This window comes from Streptomyces sp. NPDC048434, assembly GCF_043200375.1.
In the GTDB taxonomy this organism is placed as follows: Bacteria; Actinomycetota; Actinomycetes; order Streptomycetales; family Streptomycetaceae; genus Streptomyces.
The window spans coordinates 68,379-90,649 of record NZ_JBICXQ010000017.1 but is presented as its reverse complement, the minus strand read 5'-3'; the positions used below and the strand labels follow the sequence as shown (position 1 = coordinate 90,649).

Here is a 22,271-nt window from a genome sequence, read left to right as displayed (position 1 = left end):
CCGGGGCCGCGCGCGGGCCGGGGGGGCGCCGCCCCCCGCCCCCCCGCCCCCCCCCCCCCCCCCCCCCCCCCCCCCCCCCCCGCGCCTGCGCGGGCGCATTTTCGCGATTCCGGCCCCAAAATTCCAACGTGACCCCCTTGTCCGGCCATTTGCCAGCGCGGCGCGGACCGTTGGTGGCAGTCTGCTGAGCAGAAAACAGCAGTACGGAGCCGGAGGTGCACTTAGCGTGGCGTCCAACGTCAACCCCACCGTCAGGCGACGCCGATTGGGCCAGGAGCTGCGCAGGCTTCGAGAGGCCAAAGGCATGACGGCAGAAGAGGTGGCGGACCGGCTGCTCGTCTCGCAGTCGAAGATCAGCAGACTGGAGAACGGCCGTCGCAGCATCAGCCAGCGCGATGTCCGCGATCTGTGCGGGGTGTACGAGGTTTCCGACCAACACATGGTCGAATCCCTCATGCAAATGGCCAAGGAGTCCCGCCAGCAAGGCTGGTGGCATGCATTCGGGAGCCTCTCACCGAGCTACAGCGTCTACATCGGCCTGGAATCGGATGCGCTCTCCGTGCGGAATTACGAGTCACTTCTGGTTCCGGGCCTCCTGCAGACGCCTGAGTACGCGGAGGCCGTGATCCGCGGGATGTGGCCCGAGGCCACTCCGGAGGACGTCGAGAGCCGGGTCGGCGTGCGCCTCAAGCGACAGCAGCGGCTGCACGCATCCGAGACCCCACTCCGCTTCTGGGCCGTGATTGACGAGTCGGCCACCCGCCGGGTCGTCGGCGACCGGCAGACGATGCGCGAACAGCTGGAGCACCTGGTCGAGTTGAGCCAGCTCCCCCATGTCACCCTCCAGGTGGTCCCGTACACGGTGGGGTCACACCCCGGAATGACCGGGACCTTCTCCATCCTGGAGTTCGACGACCCCTCGGACTCGACCACGGTCTATTTGGAAGGTGTCACCAGTGACCTCTACTTGGAGAAGCATGGAGACGTCCACAAGTACGGGATCATGTACGAGCACCTCCGGGCTCAGGCGCTGAATGCGGACGAGACCAGAAAATTCATCTCAGACGTGGCCAAGGAGTACGCCACCTGAGATCGCGGGGCGGAAAGTACACCACCACCACACCTCGATGGAAGAGCAATCCGGTATCTGTCATCCGGTCGAGTGATCGGCTCCTCACGTTAGCGATGTTGGAGCGTAGCGTCATCAGCACTCCGAGAAGTCACCACTTCTCACCCACCCGAACGCACGGGAGTGAAAATGACGAGGAAGCTCAACACGACTCTGAAGTGGCGGAAGTCGACATACTCGGGTAAGGACGGAAATTGCGTCGAGGTCGCCGACTTGACCGAGTCAGCGGTAGCCGTGCGCGACAGCAAGGCGCCTCGCGGACCGGTCCTCTCCTTTTCGGAGCAGGCATGGACGGCCTTGCTCTCGGATATCGACCGCGGACGCCTTGGTAGCGCCTGACGCCACCACCGCATCGCGTCACGACACGAGCCCTCTCGACTGGTCCGCCGTCCTGGCCGAGGGGGCTCAGCCTCGCCCACTGCCCAGTCCTCGACCGTCTGCGCCTCCACTTCTCCCCGGGCAGAGCCTCCGCTCAACGGAGCTCATCGACATAGCGGTCCGTTCCCGGCACCGTGGGAATGAAGGGCGCCACCAATTCGACAGAGCCGAGACCACGAGCCGCCACGAGGGAATCGAGCCCCGTGAAATGCTCGCTCCAGCACGCTCGCGGGTCCTGCTCCAGGAACCATAGGAGCGTCACGCGACTCTCCACCCCCTCCACCTGCTTGACGTATGACATTCGGTCTTCCGGCAGCGGGTGGGGACGAAAGGCCATCACCATGGCCACCGGGGATCCGGGCAGCCTTTCCCTGAGGTGCTCCCCGCACAGCCACTCAAGAAGTTCGGAACGCTGACGGGCATCGGCGGTGTCGATAACCTCCACGACCAAACCGTCGTAGGGGTAATGCAAGGCATGAAAATCGCGGGGGCCGGCGGCGCCGTCTCGGTAGACCGTGGCGGCATGCTCGTGGAAGGCCGTAAAGATGTGGGTGCGGTCGCGATAGACGCGGTCGTCCTCATTGAGCCGCCGATTGATTCCCACGCTCCACTTGAGGTGCTCGCTATAGCGCCCCTTCGTCACCCAGTATGTCGAGATATAACACCCGCTGGTTACCGGGCGGGCGACTGCGGACTCCGTCGGATACCTGAGCAGCTGGAGGTCACGCGTCGCCACCCATCGGCGGCCTGCGTACATCCACGGCATGGCCATGGCTCCGGCGATGAAGTGATCGTCCTCGTACCACCTGTTATAGGCGTGCTCATGTCCGGTGTGCGGCTCCACCATCGTGATCAGCGCATGGCCCGGACTGACACCGTAGGGACCCACGCCGGCCAACTGGGCATACGTCTCCACGTGCGTGACATCGCTCATTGCAACACCCCCACAGCAGCCGAATCTGACGGAACATTATTTTGATGCCCCGTCAGATTGCTGGCTAGGGGTGCGGCTACCGCACGGCATTCTCCGCCGCGCGCAACGCGGCGAGGCAGTCGATCGTCTCCTGGTGATCTTCACCGAGCACCCGCCGGCAGGCCTCCAGCGTCACTCGCCCCCGCCGGACCGCCTCTTCCGCGCGCCCGGCAACATGCGCGATACGCACGAGTTCGATGCGGACGAGCAGCGTGTGGTGGTGCTCTTCCCCGAGCATCGATTGCCGAACGCCGAGGACCTCCTCCGCCAGCCGCTGGGCTTCCTCCCATTGGCCAAGGCCCCGAAGGACCATGGCAAGCCGATTCGCGCTGGCCATGGCGAGCCAGTGCTGCTCACCATGGACCCGCCTGCAGCCCTCCAGGGCGCGGCGGGCCGGGCCCTCCGCGTCCGCCGGCCTGCCCACTTCGTCGAGCACAAATGCCCTGGTGAGGGTACTGCTGATGGTGATGGGATGCTCCGCTCCCAGCACCCTCTCGCTGGTCTCACAGATCTCTTCGGAGATCCGGACGTTCTCCTCCTCGTCCCCCATGCGGCACAGCACCTCCGCCAGAAGGCCCCGGCTGTGCAAGGTGTCGGGGTGGCCCTCACCCAAGACCCGCTGCCGCCCTTCCGCGGCCCGGCGGATCGTATGCTCGGCAGCCGGCCAGTCGCCCAGGAAGTAGAGGCCGAAGAACAGCTCATGTGCGCTGCGCAATGTGTCCGGGGAATCGGCACCCAAAGTGCGCTCGCGTAGCGTCAGCACCTCACGGTGCAGGGAGATCGCCGCATCGTGATCGTCGGCCCAGACAAGGGTTCCGGCGAGCTGATGCCGGTCCTCAAGGAAATCCGGGTCCTCCGCCGGGAGAGTCCGCTGGGCCACGTCGACCACAAGTTGCGCCAGCGGATGCGCGCTGAGCTCCTCACCTCGCGCCATCAAGTCGTCACGGAGCCGTCGGGCCGACGTCAACGCGGCGGCGATGACCTGTTCGCCGCCTTCCGCCTCCGCGTTCCGAAGTAACTGGACAGCGTGCGGGATCATCATGTTTCGCATCCGATCTCCAGCGGGCGTGGGGACTTCCTCCGGAAGAGCCCGGAGGAAGAGCGAAGAAGCCGCAACCAGCAGGGGTGCACGCATGCGTGCGGGGATGCCCCCCAAGACCGTGTCGAGCACCAGCGCGTGGAGCTGCACGATACGAGTGGGCGGTTCACCCCCCTGGCCGGGATGGTCCTCGACGAAGACCAAGGCCTGCCCGATGAGTCCCCGCAGACACACGGCAACTCGGCTGCTGGAAAGCGGCGGTTCGAGCCTTCCCAGACCGGCGGCTTCCAACTCTCCTGGCCGAATGAGGCTGATGGGAAGCGGATCAGGCGCGAAGCAGCTGAACAAACGCATCAGGGTGCCGGCATCCGGCAGCCCTCGCTCCGCCAAGGCATCAAGCGAGAGCTGCCAGGTGCTGCCAAGGGTCCGCCGCATATCGGAGTCCCAGGGGACACTCCCGTTATCGATCTGCGCACTCGGTTCATGAGCGAGCCGACGGCGGAAGTCGGCCATCGTCACCGCCTCCAGCAGCTGATCGGAAAGCTGCGACCCGACGAGCGTGAGAGCCAGCGGAAGACGGCCAACTGCCTGCGCCAGCTCCAGTGCGTCCTCGTCACTGCCCGTGGAGGGCGCAAGGTCACTCAGCACCAGGGCCGCGTCCCGCGGCGGAAGGAGGTCGATGTGGTGGAGTTCGGCGTCCGCCCACACGGACGAACGGGCCTGGCGTGTGGTCAGCAGGACGGTCCCGTGCCGGCTCGCTCTGACCCACCCGCCGTCGAGGAAGGCGGGATCATCGGCGTTGTCCATCACGAGCATCCATGGCATGCCCGGCCGGTCCAGATAGCCCCAGACCAGGTCCGCGGCCGGCCGATGCCCTCGATGGACCGCGTCGAGTTCCGCGGTGGTCGCACCTCGCTCGGCGGCCACGGACAGCATGCCCGCACGCAGCGCGGAACGGCTGGCGGCATTCACCCAGAAGCCCTCCACGGCACGGCCGCTGACCGTCTCGTCGAAGACGAATCGCGCAAGGGTGGTTTTGCCGCATCCGCCCATACCGTGCAGCACATGGATCCGTGCGCCGTCCCGAGTCGTCACGGCAGACAGGAGTTTCGCCTTCGCCTCGTCCCGATTGCGTACGACGACCGGCTTCGGCGCAGCCAGGGGTACCCGAATCGAGTCCGGGCCTGCTCCCATGCTCGCCGGAGACTGTTGAGGGAAGACCTGCCCCGTCGAATCACTGCCGTAATGGTGATGATGCTCAGTGATGTGCTGATCTCTGTCCGCCTGGAATACCCTCCCGTGCCCGTGGGCCACGACTTCGGGAGTCCCGATATTTCCCCGAGGGTGCTGCTCCGACACTCTGCTGAACTCCTCTGCCGGCCCCGCCGATTGACTGCCTCGCTCCATGAGTGCGCCCTACAGGACGCAGGAAAACCGCCGCGGTCCTCGCTCACGCTTCCCGGATGGTCTGGTTACCACCCGCTTGATAGACGCGAGCATGGCCGGAGGCCGTCGCGGTCATCTGCACCTGGCCGATACGGGTCTGCTCGGCAGGGGCCAGCAGCGGACTCAGCTCTTCGTCCAGGACGCGGCGCAGTTCATTCGCGAGGGACGGATCGTCCCGGAGGAGCCTGCGCAGTCGGCGCTGCCAGTCTGCGGCCAGGTCCTCTTCCGCCTGCGCATCACCCTCTTCCCGGGCCGCGATCACCTCCGACCGGACGTCGGTGAGCTCGGCCTCGATGGCGGGCACCCGGTCCGGATGCACTCGGCGCCACAGGGCCACCGCTGAGTCGCGGGCGTGCTGCCAGGCATCGGTTGCCATGCTGCTCACCAAGGCAGTTCCCGCCGCGAGTACCAACGGATCCATTCCGCGCCCCCATTCGATTTCGACGTCGTCGACCTCTGACCGTCACGGTAGCCGGACCGTATGACATCGACCCGAGGCTTTCCTCATGAGAGAGCCCATCATGCGGTCACCCCTGCACACCGTTCCCCGGCCCGCTTAAGCTGCCTGCTATCTGCAGCTAACGTCGGTTAATCGCAGACACGAGCGATGGGAGCCGCCATGTCGGACGCGATCCTTGCCCATGCAGCCGCTGCCGTGCCGGGGCTTGCCGCGCGTGCGGTGCGGACCGGCAGTTCGCCCGTGCGCGAGATCCTGGCGCTCACCGCCCGTCCCGAGGTCATCTCGTTCGCCGGCGGGCTGCCCGCGCCCGAGCTGTTCGACGCGGCGGGCATAGCGGCTGCCTTCCAGCATGTGCTGGCCGAGGACCCGATGCGGGCTCTGCAGTACTCCACCACTGAGGGCGATCCGGCGCTGCGTGCGGCCGTCGCGGCGCGCACCACCGCGCGCGGGCTGCCCACCGACGCCGATGACCTGCTGGTGACCACGGGTTCGCAGCAGGGTCTGACGCTGCTGGCCACGGCCCTGCTGGAGCCGGGGGATGTGGTGCTGGTCGAGGACCCCTGCTACCTCGCGGCGCTGCAGATCTTCTCCTTCACCGGCGCCCGGGTGGTGCCGGTGCCGACCGACGACGAGGGGCTGGACCCGGCCGCGCTGGACGAGATCACCGCGCGCGAGCGGCCCAAGCTGCTCTATCTCGTGCCGACCTTCCAGAATCCGACCGGCCGCACCCTGTCCGCCGAGCGGCGGGCCGCGGTCGCCGAGGTCGCCTCCCGGCGGGGGCTGTGGATCGCCGAGGACGACCCGTACGGCGAACTGCGCTTCGAGGGCGCGCCGGTGCCGTGGGTCGCTTCCTTCCCCGGGGCCGAGGACCGTACGGCGCTGCTCGGCTCGTTCTCCAAGGTGATGGCGCCCGGCCTGCGGCTGGGTTCGCTGCGCGCGCCGGCCGCCTTGCGGCGGGCCTGTGTCATCGCCAAGCAGGCCGCTGATCTGCACACCTCGACCATCGACCAGGCCGCCGCGGCACGGTACTTGGCGGTCGCCGACCTCGACGCGCATCTGCGGCGGGTGCGGGACGCCTACCGTGCGCGCCGGGATGCCCTGGTCGACGGGCTGCCCACGGCGCTGCCCGAGGGCTCGCGGTGGAACCGGCCGGCCGGCGGCATGTTCGTGTGGGCGACCCTGCCCGAGGGGTACGACGCAACGGCGCTGCTGCCCGAGGTGGTGCGGCATGACGTCGCCTACGTCCCCGGAGCACCATTCTTCGCGGGACCGCCGGATGCGACTGCCGTCCGTCTGTCGTTCGTGACGCACTCCCCCGACGAGATCCGTGAGGGTCTGGCGCGGCTGAAGAAGGCCCTGGAGGGCGTGCGCCGGGACGGGTGAGCGCGGGAGGGCAGCGCCTGCGCCGGGCGGTGAGCGTCGCGGCGGAAAATGCACTTCCGGGTGGCCGTCGCCCTGCCGGAAACTGGAAGTCCACGGCACGTGGACCTCCAGTGAACCTCCCAGGAGGCCGGATGACCAGTGGCCCGGACGATCCGGTGGACCGCCCGGCTGAGGGCCCGGCGGGCGGCCGCCCGGCGGATGACCCTGCGGACGCACCCGCGGACGCACCCGCCGACGAACTCCCTGCCCGGTACCGCCCCGATCGCCGCCTCAGCCCCGATACGGATCCTGATCCTGATACCGATACCGATCCCGCTCTCGCCCCTCCCGACAGTGACCCGACGAGCCCATCTCCCTCCCTCCCGCAACGCGCCCGCGCCCGGCTCCGCGGCGTCGGCCCATGGCTGCGTGCGCACGCCCGGCACGCTCTCGTCGTAGGCGTCGTCACGGCAATCGCCGGGGCGCTCGCCACTGTGGGCGCCGACCAGCTCCCCAAGCTCTTCGCGGAGCCACCGCCCGGCTGCCCCGGGGCGGGCTGCGACGGCAGGAACCCCAAGGACACCGCGTGCGCCTATGACGCCGTCACCTGGGAACCCACCGTGGGCAACCCGGTCCGTATACAGCTGCGTTACAGCAAGGACTGCGGCGACGTATGGGGCCGGATCGTCAACGGCGAGCCCGGCGACATGGTGACGCTCCGGGTGGCGGGCGGATCGGCCCGCAGTGCCTCGATCGACTACAACCACGACAAGTACACGGCCATGACGACCGTCGGCAGCGCCTTCCGGGTGCGGCTCTGCGCGGTGCCGTCGACCAGCCCCCACCGCATCGGCAAGTGGATCAAGTACTGCTTCGAGGCGACAGAGCATGCGGCCTGGGACTGATCCGGACCCTGGATCTCTGGCGTCACGGCGAACGACTCTGGCCTTCCCGGGCTCCCAGCCCTAACCTGACGGCCCATCAGGAGTGAGCTGGGCGGCCCGGCCGGGAGGCACACATGCTGCTGCGGAACAAGACCGTCATCGTCTCGGGCGTGGGGGCCGGACTCGGCCACCAGGTCGCGGCGGCCTGTGTACGGGACGGCGCCTCGGTGGTGCTGGGAGCCCGTACGGAGGCGAATCTCGCCAAGACAGCGGCACAGCTCGACCCTTCGGGCGAGCGGACGGCCTGGCGGGCGACTGATATCGGCGACGAGGCGCAGTGCGACGCACTGGCCGCACTGGCCGTGGAGCGGTTCGGCGGCATCGACGCGGTGATCCATGTCGCCGCGCTGGACACGCTCTTCGGGGGCCTGCGGGACGCCGACTTCGACTCCTGGCGCGCTGTCGTGGACGTCAACCTCTTCGGCACGCTGCGGATGACCCGCGCCTGCCTGCCGTCCCTGGTGGCGCGCGGCGGTGGCTCGGTGGTGATGATCGGCACCCAGTCGTCGGTCGCCGCCCCGTCGCAGGTGCAGCAGGCGGCGTACGCGGCGTCCAAGGGCGGGCTGGTCTCGGCGATGTACTCGCTGGCGCGCGAGCTGGGACCGGACCGGATACGGGTCAACACCGTGCAGCCCGGGTGGATGTGGGGCCCGCCGGTGGAGGCGTACGTACGGTTCCAGGCGCACGGTGAAGGCATCCCGGAGTCCGAGGTGCTGGGCCGGCTCACGGAGCGGATGGCGCTGCCCGAGCTGGCGACGGACGCGGACGTGGCCGAGAGCGCGGTCTTTCTGGCCTCCGACCGGGCGCGCGCCATCACTGGCCAGTCGCTGCTGGTCAACGCGGGGGAGCTGATGCGGTAACAGCCCGCTCGGGCTCCCTTCTCCCGGACGAGACGGCGCAGGCCGGGCTTGTCCTCGCGTGCGGGCCGGGTGGGGTGGGCAGGACGGGCAGGGCAAGCCAGGGGCCGGGCTGCCCGGCCGAGCCGGGCCGGTTCGCGCCGGGTCGGGCCGGGTTGAGCTGGGCCGCTTCGGGTTGAGCTGGGCTGGGCCGGTTCGGACTGAGCCTGGTTCTGGACCGGTTCGGACAGGGCAGCCGTACGGGATCCCGCGCCCCGTACGGCTGTTGGTGCTGTTGTCGGTGCGTGCGTTCGGGCCAACGGCGCCCGGCGAAGTGTGCGCTCATCGTGGGTTCGGCGTCGCGTCCGGGACAACGCCCTCGAAGGTCAAGAGAAAGCAAAATCGTTCGCTTTGCTGACCTGCGTTCACATCCATGACCGGTCCATGCTCTTGACCGGCCCGCTCGTTGGGCGGTTCAATCCCCGGTGTCCCCAACTCCCGTAGGGGACACCGCCCCACAGGACGTCACGGCGAAGTGATTCACGTTCACAAGGCGGACCCCTGGAGGGGGCATGAACAGTCTCGACTGGGCCGTGCTCATCGGCTACTTCGGCGTGATGATCGCGATCGGTGTGTGGTCGCACAAACGGGTGGATGACGTCAGCGACTTCTTCACCGCGGGCGGCAAGATGCCGTGGTGGCTGTCCGGCATCTCCCACCACATGTCCGGCTACAGCGCGGTGATGTTCACCGGGTACGCCGGCATCGCCTACCAATACGGCATCACCTCCTATGTCACCTGGTCCTTCCCCATCGCGATCGGCATCGCCATCGGCGCCCAGCTGTTCGCGGGGCGGCTCAACCGGCTGCGGTCACGGCTGGGTGTCGCCTCACCGCTGGAGTACCTCAAGAACCGCTACAACCTGCCGACACAGCAGGCACTGGCCTGGTCCGGTGTCCTGCTGAAGATCGTGGACGTGGGCGCCAAGTGGGCGGCGATCGCCACCCTGTTGTCCGTCTTTACCGGCCTCTCGCTCCATCAGGGCATTCTCATCACGGGCGTGATCACCGGCGTCTACTGCACGGTCGGCGGGCTGTGGGCGGACGCGCTCACCGAGCTGGGGCAGTTCGTCATCCAGCTGCTGGCCGGTGTCGCGATGCTGGTCATCGTCATGGGCCGGCTGGGCGGCTTCAGCTCGCTGTGGACCGTATGGGACAAGCTGCCGGACAACCACACCCAGCCGACCGTCGGCCCGTACACCCTGACCTTCCTGCTCGCCTACCTCTTCATCAAGACCTTCGAGTACAGCGGCGGCATGTGGAACCAGGCCCAGCGCTTCATGGCCACCCGCAGCGCCCGGGAGGCCAAGCGCTCGGCGCGGCTGTCGGCGGCGCTGTGGTTCATCTGGCCCGCGGTCCTCTTCTTCCCGATGTGGGTCGCACCGCTGCTGATCAAGGCGCAGAAGCCGGACGCCTCCGACTCGTACGCGCTGCTCACCGAACGGCTGCTGCCGCACGGACTGTTGGGCCTGGTCATCGTCGGCTTCTTCTCCCACACGATGGCCATGTGCTCCTCGGACGCCAACGCCATCGCCTCGGTGTTCACCCGGGACATCGCGCCGGCACTCTCGGCGAAGGCGCGCGACTGGTCGCACCGGGCCGGGCTGCTGGCGGCCCGGCTGTCGACGGTCGCCTTCCTGGGGCTGTCGATGGCGATCGCCACGCAGGTCAACTCCCCCACGTTCAAGGACATCATCACCGTCGTCATCAAGTGGGTGGCCGGGCTGGTCGGGCCGATCTCCATCCCGTTCCTGCTCGGGATGCTGCGGTTCTTCCGCAAGTCCGGTCCCACGGCGGCACTGGGCTCGTGGGCGGCCGGTCTAATCGCCTTCTGGCTGACCAACTACGGCCTGAGCGATGTCCAGTTGCAGATCCAGATCGTCTCGCCGGTCGCCACCTCGCTCGTCCTCTTTCTCCTCCTCGGCTTCGTACGGCCGGAGGACACGCCGGAGCGGGATGCGGTGCTGGCGCGGATCAACTCGGACGACGGGGGTTCGGCGGGGGCTGCTTCGGTGTCGATTCCCGGGCAGGGGGACGGGTCGAGGGCCGGGACGAGGACCGGATCGGGCGACGGGGCGGGAGACGGGGCGTAGGGCTTGTCGGCGGTTGGGGCGGGGCGCAGGGTGTGTCGGCGGTTGGGGCGGGGATGCCGTCGGCCGGTGGGCGCCGGGGATGCCGTGGGGACGCGTCAGGGGCGCTTGGGGGATGCGTCGCGGGCCGCTTTTGGGGATGCGTCCAGGTGGCACCACTACGCAGGACGCGGTGGAGACGGGGCCCATCGGCACATCGGCCGCCGGGCCCGTGACGGTCCGACGCCGGAAACGGTCGGTCAGGCCCGTGGGTACCGGGCCAGCCACCCTGGCGACGAACCGGCCGGGCCGTGCAGCGCCGGTCCCTGCGTCATCTCCATCGAGAAGTCGTCGGCCAGCTGCAGGATCGTCTCCCGGCCCTCCAGCTCGACCAGCCACACCGGTGGCAGCGCCGTCTCGCCGTGCAGGGTGCCCAGCAGGTTGCCGCAGATGGCGCCGGTGGAATCGCTGTCCCCGCTGTGGTTGACGGCGAGCAGCAGGCCATGGCGGATGTCCTCGGCGACCAGCGCGCAGTACACGCCGATCGACAGCGCCTCCTCGGCCGTCCAGCCCTCGCCCAGCGACTCCACCCGGGCGGGCGTCGGCATGCCCTGCCGTACGGCGCCGAGCGCGCGTTTGAGGGCGTCGGTGGTCTCCTCGTGGCCGGGGCGGGTGGCCAGATGCGCCAGCGCCTTCTGTACGGCGCCGTCGAGGTCCTCGCCACGGGCCAGCGAGTGGCTGATGACCGCGAAGGCGCCGGCCGCCAGATAGCCGGTGGGGTGGCCGTGCGTCTGTGCCGCGCACTCTGCGGCGAGCTGGAAGACCAGTTGCGGTTCCCAGCCGACCAGCAGCCCGAACGGCGCCGAGCGCATCACCGCGCCGCAGCCCTTCGAGTCCGGGTTCTTGGGAGCCTCCAGCGTGCCCATCGCCTCGTCCGCGAGGCCGCTCAAGCAGGCCCGGCCGGGCGCCCGGCGGGAGTACAGCCACTCCTCGCGGGCGAGCCAGCCGTCGTCCTTCTTGCGCTCGTCCGGGCCCCAGTCGCTCTGGGTGGCGGCCCAGCGCAGATAGGCGCGGTGGACGTCGGTGGGCGGATGCCAGGCCCCGGTGTCGCGGCGCACCTGGGCCCGGATCAGCCCGTCCATGGTGAACAGGGTCATCTGGGTGTCGTCGGTGACCGCGCCGCGCCGCCCGAAGGCGGGCACAAAATCGCTCACACCCTCCTGGCCGTGCGCCGAGCGGATCGCGTCGAGCGAGTCGAATTCGATACCGGCGCCGAGTGCATCGCCGATGGCACCGCCGAGCAGACATCCGCGTACCCGGCTGCGGAAGTCCTGCTGCTCCGCGCGGCCCCAGATGGCGGCGCCGCCTCCAGCTGCGCTCACTGCGCCCTCCTGAAGCTCACAACGTTCCGGGACCTAGCAGAGGCCCCTGGGGCAGCACTGTAATCGTTCAGGATTGATCAATTTTTGCCCAGGAGAGTAATGCGACCACTCACTCATAAGGCGGCTTTTGACCGGTACGGTCCCGATGGGTATGAGCTCGGCCGATACGACCTTGGTCGAATCGGCTCCATCGGTACGGCTTCATCGGTACGGCTTGGCCGGCTCGGTGCGGGGCGATTCGGGCGGGGCGGTTCGGGCGGTTCGCTGCGCGGCAGCTCAGTCCGGGGCAGCTCAGCGCAGGGCGGCTCAATACTGGGCGCTCGGTACAGGGCCGTACCGTCCGGCCTGAGCATCGTCCGCCCTGAGCACCGTCCAACCTGAGCACCACCCGGTCATCCGTCACACCTCTCGGGAGAATCCGCATGACTCCGCGCTGTGCCGTACTCGACGACTACCAGGACGTCGCCCTCTCCATGGCCGACTGGTCCGCTTTGGCGGGTGCCGTCGACGTCCGTACGCTGCGGCAGCCCTTCCGCTCCGAGGACGAGGTGGTCTCGGCGATCGGCGACTGCGAGATCGTTGTCGCGATGCGCGAACGCACCCCGTTCCCCGCCTCGCTCCTCGCCCGGCTGCCCCGCCTCCGGCTGCTGATCACCTCCGGAATGCGCAATGCCGCCATCGACCTGGAAGCCGCCGCCCAGCACGGCGTCACCGTCTGCGGTACGGCCAGCAACACCGAGCCGCCCGTCGAACTGACCTGGGCGCTGATCTTGGGCCTCGCCCGCAATGTGGTCACCGAGAGCACCGCGATACGCGACGGCGGCCCCTGGCAGAGCACCCTCGGCACCGACCTGCACGGCCGTACGCTCGGGCTGCTCGGCCTGGGCAAGATCGGCACCCGGGTCGCCCGGATCGGCCAGGCCTTCGGCATGAACGTGACGGCCTGGAGCCAGAACCTCACCGCCGAACGCGCCGCAGAGGCGGGCGTGCATGCCGCCGCCACCAAGGACGAGCTCCTGGAAACCAGCGACTTCGTCTCCGTACACCTCGTCCTCGGCGACCGCACCCGCGGCCTGCTCGGCGCCGATGAGCTCCGCCGGATGCGGCCCACCGGCTACCTCGTCAACACCTCCCGCGCCGCCATCGTCGACCAGCCCGCGCTGCTCCGGGCGCTGCGGGAGAACTGGATCGCAGGCGCCGGCCTGGACGTCTTCGACCATGAGCCGCTGCCTGCCGACCACCCCCTGCGCACCCTCCCGAACGTGCTCGCCCTGCCCCACCTCGGCTATGTCACCCGCCGCAACTACGAGGGCTACTTCCAACAGGCTGTCGAGGACATCACCGCCTTCCTGGCAGGCAGCCCGATACGCCAACTGGGCTGAAGAGGGCCGGTCAGTCGGGCGGCGGCCCCCTCTTCCCCGGCGGCCGGCAGCCTCCCCGACAGGCCGGGTGCGAAGAGTCCCCGGCCTCCCCCGACGTCAGATCCGACACCACACCCGTCACTCCCTCCTGCCCCGCCCCGTCGGAGGGCTCATTCGTTCGATGATGGCGGCGGCGCGCGCTGGGCATGCTCTCCCCATGTCCGAGTACGAGTGGGATCGCACCACCATGGCTGTCGTCGCCTCCGCGCTTTCCGGAGACAGCGACGGCGCGGTGGAACTCCTCCGGCCGCTCCCCCAAAGCGATGTCTGCCATATCGCGGTACGGCTTGCGGCCATGGCTGCCGACGCACTGATCGTCGCCGCCCAGGACAGCGGAGGCGACCGCGAAGAGGCACTGTCGCAGTGGCAGCAGTGCATCCTGCAGCACGAGGCCGAGTACGAGGGAGAGTAAAGAACCCGGCCGACCGGCCGACCGACCCACCGGCCGATCCGGTGGTTCCGGGTTCGCCCGACGGATGACGGCGGGCCCACCGGCTCGGGGCAGTTGACAGCAGCGAAGAGATTGCCGGATCACCTTCCCTTCAGGTGCTTTGCATTGCCAGAACACCGCAGTCGCTCGCGGCCCGGGTGGTCGCGTCGGTGCCTGCACCTACGCCTACGTCAGCTCCGGCGGCCACACTTCACTCCCAGCAGGTACGTCGGCGTCGGGTGGTACGTCGGTGCCAACAGGCACGCCGGTGCCAGGTAGTACGCCGGTGCCAGCAGGTGCGTCAGCCTCAGCAGCTTCGTCAGTCTCAGCGGTGGCGTCTGTCCGGCCGCCGCACCCGGCCGCCTCGTTATGCGTGCCCGGGGGCGCTCCGCCTTGGACTGTCACGACCGTCCGGATCGGGAGCCGTCTCCTGCATATGGCGTATCAGCTGGCCGCGTAGCGCCTCCAGCCGGTCGGTATCCGCGCCCGGCAGGGATATGAGGTCACGCACCCCTCGTTCGGTCTCGGCCACTGTCTCCCATGGGCAGCCGTCCAGCAGCACCGCGGTGAACGCCTCGGCACCCGACCAGTCGCCGAGGGCACAACGGCTGACGACTGCCACCACGGCCGTCCCCATCAGCGGGGCGCCGCGGGCGTGGCGGCTGTGGGCGGCGGAGTCGTCGTTGGCTGCGGCGCTGCGGACGGTGTTGTCGTCAGGGGCGGCGATGCGGTCGGGGATGACGTCGGGGCCGGATCTGGCACTGCGGCCGGGTGTGGCGTTGCCGCTTGGGGTGGCGTTGCGGTCAGCGGCGGCGTTGCCGTTGATGTCCGACGGGTCTTCGCCACCGGTGCGCGGGGGAACTCTTTCGGCCCGCAGCTCCTCCCAGGCGTCCGTGACGGCAGCGGGCGCGTGCGCGCCGCTGGGCAGGCCGGCGAGCATGGCTGCCTCGTAGCGGACGATCAGCGCGGCCGATGGCTCCTCGGAGCCGGTATCCAGCGCTGCCCGCGCCGCTTCGACCGCCTCCCGTGCCGCGTCGAGGTGACCTGACCGGCGCAGACAGCCGGCCTTGAGCGCCAGGAGGGTGGCGGTCAGCTCGCCGTCGGCGAGGGCGCGGTCGAAGTCAGCGAGGGCGCGGGCGTCGTCGCCCCGTAAGAGATGGGTTTTGCCACGTTGGGCGAACGTCTGGCCGTCTGCGGGGTCCAGGGCGATCGACCGGTCAAGGTCCGTGAGAGCACTGTCATGACGGCCCAGGTGGCGGGCCAGCTCGCCCCGCAATCTCCATGCGGGGGCGTCGTCGGGGTTGAGCTCCAGGGACCGGTCGAGAGCGGCCAGTGCCTCTTCGTGGCGGTCCAGGGCGCGCAGAGCCACACCGCGGGCCATATGGGCCCAGGCATAGCCGGGGTCGACGGTGAGGGCCCGGTCGGCCTCCACCAGCGCCTGTTCGTGGCGGCCGCCTTCCAGGCAGGTCTTGCCGCGCTCGGCCCATAGCCAGGGGTCGTTCGGCTGGATTTCGGCTGCGCTCCCCAGGGCGGCGAGGGCTTCCTCGTAGCGGCCCATGGCGCGGAGGGTGCTGCCGCGACGGGCGTTGGCCCAGACGTAGGCGGGGTTGACTGCCAGGGCGCGGTCGAACTCCGCCAGGGCCAGGTCGTACTGGCCCATTTCCCGGTAGGTCGCGCCCCGCTCGGCCATTGCCCAGGCGTACTCCGCGTTGATCTCGATGGCGCGTTCCAGGCCCGCCAGCGCTTCCTCGTGACGGCCGAGGCGACGGAGGCAGACGGCTCGGCTGGCAATGCTGAAGGCGTGCCGGGGCTGGAGGGACAGGGCCCGGTCGAATTCGGTCACGGCTTGTTCGTAGTGGCCCAGGAGGCGGTGGACCTCGCCGAGTTGGGAGGCGGCATCCCATGAATCCGGGGTGATCTCCAGGGCGCGGGTGTAGTCCTCGGCAGCGCGCTCGAAGCAGCGCATATAGCGGTGCGTCAGACCACGGCCGAGCAGTGCGGAGGCATTGCGCGGCTCCAGTTCCAGGCACCGGTCGAAGTCGGCGAAGGCCTGCGGCCAGGCCTCGGACTTGCGGTGCTCGCGGCCCCGGATGCGATGGATACGGGCCTGCCGGGACACGTCCTGACCGGGGCGGGCGAGCAGAGCGGTGAGGACCGCGATCAGGCCGCCGCCGTCCTCGGTGAGCGCGGCGGTCATCTGCCGGCCCCAGTCGCCGGCCTCCGGGTCTCCGGCGTCCTCACCGGCCTGGCGGATGGTCTCCACCACTCTGCGTACGGCGGGCGGTGCGTGCTCGGCGGCGTCCAGGGTGTCGGACAGGGCCTGGGAGAGGGACGGCCGCGGGTCCGCGCAGAGGGAGTGGTAGATCTCCCGCAGCCGGTACTCCAGCAGGCGCTCATCGGTCCAGGCCTCCGCCTCCGCCGGGTTCGCGTCGGCGGCGCCTTCCGCACGGCTGCGTCGGGCGGTCTCGGCGAGATGGCGGTGCCGGGCGGCCCAGGTCTGTGGGGATCTGCGCCGCTGCAGACGGAGCATCGCCGTACGCACCACTTCGTGGTACTGCCACTGCCCGGCCCGGTCGGCGACGAACGGCAGCCCGCACAGCCAGCCGAACTGTTCCGCGGCGGCCGGGTCCACCGCGGCCCGGAAGATGTCCTCGTCCAGATGGCGCGGCAGGGCGGCTGCCAGTGCCGCTTCACGGCGCACCGGGTCCGTCTCCCACTTCAGGAAGCGTTCGACGGCCGTGTCGCTGGGGTCGTCGACGGCCTCGGCGGCGTGCGGACGGTTCTCGGCGAGGGTGGAGACCAGCACCGGCAGGCCGCCGGACAGCCGCAGGATCACCTCGACGATGCGTTCGTCGACGATGTCCCTGGTGGCCAGGAACTGCCGTGCCTCGGCCTCGGTGAAGGTGTCCAGCGGCACGTCCGCCACACAGTCGAGGGAGTCGGCCCAGCACCGGCGGTCCAGTGCGGTCTGACCGGCCAGGGTCACCACCACGTTGGGCGCCAGCGGCCCGTACCGATCGCTGACCAGGACGTCGCGCAGCCAGAGGTCCAGCAGCGGCCCTGTCCGTTCATAGGTGTCGAAGAAGAGCACCAGCCAGGGCACCTCGTCGGCAACGGAGCTCACTTCCCGTACGAACACCGGGGTCAGGACCTCCACCGGCTCCCTCACCAGCTGCGCGTCATCGTGATTGCGCAGCCGGGCGCTGACCAGACCACGCAGCCGGTCCGCGCCGCGCGCCACCTGGCGGGCGTCCAGCACTCCGGTCACGGCGCCGACGCCGGGCAGCAGACCCAGACCGGCGAGCCCGGCCTGAGCGGCAAGCACGCTGCCGGGCGAGGGGGCGCCACCCTCGGGATCGCCCGGATTCGACGAGGCAGGCGCCATCTCCGCGGCGACGGCCGCCGCTTCCACCTCGTGGCGCCGCTCCCGGTAGGTGGCCCACAGCTTGTCGAACGCCTTCAAGGGGTGCCCCTGAGCGGCCAGTTGAGCGCTGATCGCGGCCATCGCCTCGGGCACGCCGTGCACCGTCTCGTCGACGTACGCGGCCGGCGCGCCGTGCTCGCGCGCGGCGCTCTCGAACTGCCGGATCAGGGACGTCTTGCCGACGCCCGCCTGGCCGTGCACATGGAAGAGGAACTGCTGCGCCGGATCCTCCACCGCCCGCGCGAAGTTGTCGCGAAAGGCGGCGATCTCGCCGCGCCGCCCGACGAACCCCTCCCGCCGCCGGAGCCGGATCAGCTCCTGCCGCGACAATCTGCTGCGATCCACCGCTTCCGCCCCCTCCGCGTCGGCCTTGCCGCCCTGTCGTCCCACCGCCCTGCTCTCGCAGATTAGCCGTGTGCGGAGTGACGGGTCCGGGGCTGTGGATAACTGCGGATTTCCGCGGCCCGGCCGCTCTACTCGACCAGGGGCAGCAGTTCCGGGAGATGGCCGTCCGAAGCGAGGGCGGCGGTCCGGCGTTCTTCGGTGACCGGGGTGTAGGTCGTGGTGCGGGCGCGGGCCGGGCGGCCGGCCTGGTCGGCAATGGCGATGAGGTCCTGGATGGAGCGGTAGGAGCCGTAACTCGACCCCGCCATCCGGGAGATGGTCTCCTCCATCAGCGTGCCGCCCAGGTCGTTGGCGCCGGAGCGGAGCATCTCGGCGGCGCCTTCCGTGCCGAGCTTGACCCAGCTGGTCTGGATGTTGGTGATGTGCGGGTGAAGCAGCACCCGGGCCATCGCCGTCACCGCGCGGTTGTCGCGCGTGGTGGGACCGGGGCGGGCGATGCCGGCGAGGTAGACGGGGGCGTTGGTGTGGATGAAGGGGAGGGTGACGAACTCCGTGAAGCCGCCGGTCTCCTGCTGGATCTGTGCCAGCAGACGCAGGTGGCCGAGCCAGTGGCGCGGCTGGTCGACATGGCCGTACATCATCGTCGAGGACGAGCGGATCCCCAGCTCGTGGGCGGTCTTGATGACCTCGACCCAGGTGGCGGTGGGCAGCTTGCCCTTGGTGAGGATCCAGCGGACCTCGTCGTCGAGGATCTCGGCGGCGGTGCCGGGGATGGTGTCCAGCCCGGAGGCCTTGGCCTCGGTGAGCCACTCACGGATGGACAGCCCCGTACGCGTCGCGCCGTTGACGACCTCCATGGGCGAGAAGGCGTGCACATGCATACCGGGCACGCGTTCCTTCACGGCGCGCGCGATGTCGAAGTACGCCGTGCCGGGCAGGTCGGGGTGGATGCCGCCCTGCATGCACACCTCTACCGCCCCTACCTCCCACGCCTGTTGGGCGCGGTCGGCGACCTGGGAGAGCGAGAGGGTGTAGGCGTCGGCGTCGGTGCGGCGCTGGGCGAACGCGCAGAAGCGGCAGCCTGTGTAGCAGACGTTGGTGAAGTTGATGTTCCTGGTGACGATGTAGGTGACGTCGTCACCCACGGTGTCGCGGCGCAGTTCGTCGGCGATGGTGCAGAGGGCGTCCAGGGCGGGCCCGTCGGCGTGCAGCAGCGCCAGCGCCTCCGCGTCGGTGAGCTTGGTGGGGTCCTCGGCGGCCTGCGCCAGCGCCTGTCGTACGTCGGTTTCGATGCGCTCCGGCGCCATCCCGGGGGCGGCGGCCTCGCGCAGCGCCTCCCAGTCGCCGTAGACCTCGTCGAAGTCATCGCGGCGGTCGGTGGTGCGGCCTTCGGTGTCGATGGTGTGGTGCAGGTCCGTACGGCCCGAGGAGCCCATCGTGAAGCCCTCGTCGGGCTCCTGCCAGGGACGGCCGACGACGGGGGCGTCCTCCACGGCCAGGCCCGTCTCCGGGTCGGCGAGCGCGCGTACATGGGGCAGCAGGCGGGGGTCGAGCCACGGTTCGCCGCGCTGGAGGAACTCCGGGTAGATGGGGAGCCGTTCGCGCAGCTCGAACCCGGCCGCGGCGCAGCGCTCGGTCAGCTCGTCGATCTGCGGCCAGGGGCGCTCGGGATTCACATGGTCGAGGGTCAGCGGGGAGACGCCGCCCCAGTCGTCGATCCCGGCGTCGATGAGCAGCGCATACTCGCCGTCGACGAGGTTGGGCGGCGCCTGGATTCGGGTCGAGGGGCCCATGATGTGCCGGGCCACCGCGATGGTCGCGGCCAGTTCCTCCAGCTCGGCGTCCGGCATTCCGCGCATCGCCGTGTCCGGCTTGGCGCGGAAATTCTGCATGATCAGTTCCTGGATGCCGTGGTAGGCGCGCTGGATACGGCGCAGCGCGAAGAGGGACTCGGCGCGCTCCTCGTACGTCTCACCGATGCCGATGAGCAGCCCGGTGGTGAAGGGGACGTTGGAGCGGCCGGCGTCCTCCAGGACACGCAGACGGACGGCCGGTTCCTTGTCGGGCGAGCCGTAGTGGGGACCGCCGGGCTCGCTCCACAGCCGCTCGGCGGTCGTCTCCAGCATCATCCCCAGGGACGGGGCGACGGGCTTGAGCCGCTGGAAGTCCGTCCAGGACAGCACCCCGGGGTTGAGGTGCGGCAGCAGACCGGTCTCTTCCAGGACGCGGATCGCCATGGCGCGGACGTACGAGATCGTGTCGTCATAGCCATGTGCCTCCAGCCACTCGCGGGCCTCCGGCCAGCGGTCCTCCGGCTTGTCCCCCAGGGTGAAGAGAGCCTCCTTGCAGCCCAGTTCGGCGCCGCGTCGGGCGATGTCCAGCACCTCGTCGGGCGACATGAACATCCCGTGGCCGTCGCGGCGCAGCTTGCCGGGGACGGTGACGAACGTGCAGTAGTGGCACTTGTCCCGGCACAGGCGCGTCAGGGGGATGAAGACTCCGCGCGAGTACGTGATGACTCCGGGGCGGCCGGCGGCCTCCAGGCCGGCATCCCGCACCCGGGTCGCGGAGGCGCACAGGTCCCTGAGGTCCGCGCCGCGCGCCTGCAGCAATACCGCGGCCTCTCCGGCGTCCAGCGCCACACCGTCGCGGGCCCGCTTGAGCGCGCGGCGCATCGCGTTGGCCGTCGGCCCGCTCCGAGGGGCGGGCCCGGTGCCCGTTTCGCGGTCGGTCCCTTGGTCGGATGCCTGGTCAGGTCCCTGCGCGCTGGAAGTCATCCTCCGAGGATACGAGCGCCCACCGACAGCGCCGCCGCCGGAGATCGGCTGGTTGATGTGCCACTGATCACTACGGGCGGTGGTTCCCTACCACGCGCTCAGGGGCACTTCCCGGCGGCGGCGCGCCGCACGCCTACTTGCCGGCCATGGTGGCCAGCAGTTCCTCGGAGTACGTCCGGGTCAAGAACTCCATGTTGTGACCGTCGGGGTCGTTGAGGTAGAGACCACGGCCACCGTCATGGGTGTTGATCTCCTGAGACTTGTTGTGCATGGGGTCGGCCCAGTACCGCAGCCCGCGCTCCTGTATACGGGCGAAGATCGCGTCGAACTCGTCCTCGGTCACCAGGAACGCATAGTGCGTGGGGACGAACTCGTCGCCGGCTACATGCTCGGCGTAGTCGAGGGTCACTCCGTTGTCGAGCTTGAGGGCCGCGAAAGGACCGAAGGCCTTGGGTTCGGGCGCGCCGAGCAGGTCGGCCAGGAACCGGGCGGACGCGAAACGGTCCTTGCTGTGCACGATCGTGTGGTCGAGGCGAGGCATGGGATCTCCTTGATCTCTCTGGCCGAGTGATCAACGTGGCCCCTGATCTGCTGAATCAGCGCGGACCGTTGACCTTCTTGGACCGTTGATCTTCTTGACCGTTCACCGTTCACCGTTCTCCACGGGTCGCCGGTCTGCTGAGAGATCCGCGGCCCTGCACCTTCGACGCTACGACCGCAGAGGCCGGCGCGGATCGGTCTCCGGTACCGACCTGGGAGGAAGAGCCGTACACCGCTGGTACTAGGCCCGGCCGAGGCCCTGGAGCAGGCCCGCAAAAGAGCCTCCCCCGGGCCCCGCCTCCGGTTCGCACCCGTCACCCATCACGCACGGCGCACTCCCCTCCGTCACAAGCCACCCCCACGTCACGGGTCACCGCCACGTCACAGGTCACAAGTACTGCGCGAAGTCATCCAACGTCCGCAGTACCTCGGCCTCTCCGGCGGGCGGCAGTTGCAGCACCACCTCCTGCACACCCAGCTCGCTGTAGTGCGCCAGCTTCCCGGCCGAGGGCTGGACCGCGTAGGGCACCACGACCGGCTCGCCGGTACGCCCGGCGTCCGACCACGCCCGCCGCAGCACGGGAACGGTCTCCGTCAGCCCCCGGCCGCCGATCGGCAGCCAGCCGTCGGCGAACTCGGCGATCTGCCCGAAGAGCTTGGGGCCGGCCGCGCCGCCGAGGAGGGTGCGCGGCGCGCCGTGTACGGGCTTGGGGTGGGCGAGGGAGGCCCGTACGGACCCGAAGGCGCCCTTGTACGCGGTTGGTTCGTCGGCCCACAGGGCGCGCATCAGCGCCACCCTGTCGCGGGTCAGCTCGCGCCGGGTCGACCACTCGACCCCGTGATCGGCGGCCTCCTCGACGTTCCAGCCGTAGCCGATGCCGAGGGTGAAGCGGCCTCCGGAGAGGAAGTCGAGGGTCGCGATCTGCTTGGCGAGGTCGACCGGGTCGTGCTGGGCGACGAGGGTGATGCCGGTGCCGAGGGCGAGCCGCTCGGTGACCGCGGCGGCCTGTCCGAGCGCGATGAACGGGTCGAGGGTGCGGCCGTATTCGCGGGGCAGCGGCTCGCCCATGGGGGCGGGGGTGTCCCGGCTGGCGGGGATGTGGGTGTGCTCGGGGAGATAGAGGCCGGCGAATCCGCGCTGCTCCAGCTCGTGCCCCAGCCGGTCCGGCCGGATGGTCTCGTCGGTCAGGAAGATCGTGGTCGCGATCCGCATGCTGGCCACCTCCGCGTCGGGTGTGTGAGTGAGCGAATGTTGC

The 22,271-nt window shown here is 69.7% G+C and carries 16 protein-coding genes; 8 read left to right on the top strand and 8 right to left on the bottom strand.

Annotation, left to right across the window (positions count from 1 at the left end; genetic code table 11):
- Positions 1-226 precede the first annotated feature (226 nt).
- Entirely contained in the window at positions 227-1,090 is an 864-nt protein-coding gene (locus ACGFWI_RS20990; protein ID WP_393907479.1) for a helix-turn-helix domain-containing protein, read from the top strand.
- A 168-nt stretch (positions 1,091-1,258) separates the two neighbouring features.
- The gene (locus ACGFWI_RS20985) at positions 1,259-1,468 is read left to right on the top strand and encodes a DUF397 domain-containing protein (RefSeq protein ID WP_393907478.1); all 210 of its coding nucleotides are present in this window, start codon (positions 1,259-1,261) and stop codon (positions 1,466-1,468) included.
- Between the two features lie 133 nt (positions 1,469-1,601).
- On the opposite strand, the gene ACGFWI_RS20980 is transcribed toward ACGFWI_RS20985, so the two are convergent.
- The 3 genes from ACGFWI_RS20980 to ACGFWI_RS20970 form a co-directional block, all read right to left on the bottom strand.
- Positions 1,602-2,441, bottom strand: a complete 840-nt coding sequence (locus tag ACGFWI_RS20980) for a hypothetical protein (protein WP_393907477.1) — start codon at positions 2,439-2,441, stop codon at positions 1,602-1,604.
- Positions 2,442-2,517: 76 nt separating this feature from the next.
- The gene (locus ACGFWI_RS20975) at positions 2,518-4,713 is read right to left on the bottom strand and encodes a tetratricopeptide repeat protein (protein WP_393907564.1); all 2,196 of its coding nucleotides are present in this window, start codon (positions 4,711-4,713) and stop codon (positions 2,518-2,520) included.
- A 256-nt stretch (positions 4,714-4,969) separates the two neighbouring features.
- On the bottom strand, positions 4,970-5,341 hold the full coding sequence (locus tag ACGFWI_RS20970) for a hypothetical protein (RefSeq protein WP_393907476.1): 372 nt from the start codon (positions 5,339-5,341) through the stop codon (positions 4,970-4,972).
- 243 nt (positions 5,342-5,584) lie between these two features.
- Between ACGFWI_RS20970 and ACGFWI_RS20965 the strand changes: the two genes are divergently transcribed.
- The 4 genes from ACGFWI_RS20965 to ACGFWI_RS20950 all read left to right on the top strand — a co-directional run bounded on the left by ACGFWI_RS20965 (position 5,585) and on the right by ACGFWI_RS20950 (position 10,720).
- Complete coding sequence (locus ACGFWI_RS20965) at positions 5,585-6,808, top strand: PLP-dependent aminotransferase family protein (RefSeq protein WP_393907475.1); 1,224 nt, start codon at positions 5,585-5,587, stop codon at positions 6,806-6,808.
- A 131-nt stretch (positions 6,809-6,939) separates the two neighbouring features.
- On the top strand, positions 6,940-7,692 hold the full coding sequence (locus tag ACGFWI_RS20960) for a DUF2690 domain-containing protein (RefSeq protein ID WP_393907474.1): 753 nt from the start codon (positions 6,940-6,942) through the stop codon (positions 7,690-7,692).
- Positions 7,693-7,805: 113 nt separating this feature from the next.
- Complete coding sequence (locus ACGFWI_RS20955; protein ID WP_393907473.1) at positions 7,806-8,591, top strand: SDR family oxidoreductase; 786 nt, start codon at positions 7,806-7,808, stop codon at positions 8,589-8,591.
- 548 nt (positions 8,592-9,139) lie between these two features.
- The gene (locus ACGFWI_RS20950; RefSeq protein ID WP_393907472.1) at positions 9,140-10,720 is read left to right on the top strand and encodes a sodium:solute symporter family protein; all 1,581 of its coding nucleotides are present in this window, start codon (positions 9,140-9,142) and stop codon (positions 10,718-10,720) included.
- Between the two features lie 236 nt (positions 10,721-10,956).
- On the opposite strand, the gene ACGFWI_RS20945 is transcribed toward ACGFWI_RS20950, so the two are convergent.
- Positions 10,957-12,078: an ADP-ribosylglycohydrolase family protein gene (locus ACGFWI_RS20945; protein ID WP_393907471.1), complete on the bottom strand. Its 1,122-nt coding sequence runs from the start codon at positions 12,076-12,078 to the stop codon at positions 10,957-10,959.
- 422 nt (positions 12,079-12,500) lie between these two features.
- Here ACGFWI_RS20945 and ACGFWI_RS20940 point away from each other — a divergent pair, with 422 nt between their 5' ends.
- Both ACGFWI_RS20940 and ACGFWI_RS20935 read left to right on the top strand, forming a co-directional pair.
- Positions 12,501-13,460, top strand: a complete 960-nt coding sequence (locus ACGFWI_RS20940) for a D-2-hydroxyacid dehydrogenase family protein (RefSeq protein ID WP_393907470.1) — start codon at positions 12,501-12,503, stop codon at positions 13,458-13,460.
- Between the two features lie 196 nt (positions 13,461-13,656).
- A complete protein-coding gene (locus tag ACGFWI_RS20935) occupies positions 13,657-13,911 on the top strand; it encodes a hypothetical protein (protein WP_086720495.1) in 255 nt (84 codons plus the stop codon).
- A gap of 385 nt (positions 13,912-14,296) precedes the next feature.
- On the opposite strand, the gene ACGFWI_RS20930 is transcribed toward ACGFWI_RS20935, so the two are convergent.
- From ACGFWI_RS20930 to ACGFWI_RS20915, 4 genes are all read right to left on the bottom strand, one after another.
- Entirely contained in the window at positions 14,297-17,698 is a 3,402-nt protein-coding gene (locus ACGFWI_RS20930; protein ID WP_393907469.1) for a tetratricopeptide repeat protein, read from the bottom strand.
- Positions 17,699-17,826: 128 nt separating this feature from the next.
- On the bottom strand, positions 17,827-20,475 hold the full coding sequence (locus ACGFWI_RS20925) for a bifunctional FO biosynthesis protein CofGH (RefSeq protein ID WP_393907468.1): 2,649 nt from the start codon (positions 20,473-20,475) through the stop codon (positions 17,827-17,829).
- Between the two features lie 133 nt (positions 20,476-20,608).
- The gene (locus tag ACGFWI_RS20920) at positions 20,609-21,016 is read right to left on the bottom strand and encodes a VOC family protein (RefSeq protein ID WP_393907467.1); all 408 of its coding nucleotides are present in this window, start codon (positions 21,014-21,016) and stop codon (positions 20,609-20,611) included.
- 387 nt (positions 21,017-21,403) lie between these two features.
- On the bottom strand, positions 21,404-22,228 hold the full coding sequence (locus tag ACGFWI_RS20915) for a TIGR03619 family F420-dependent LLM class oxidoreductase (protein ID WP_393907466.1): 825 nt from the start codon (positions 22,226-22,228) through the stop codon (positions 21,404-21,406).
- Positions 22,229-22,271 lie beyond the last annotated feature (43 nt).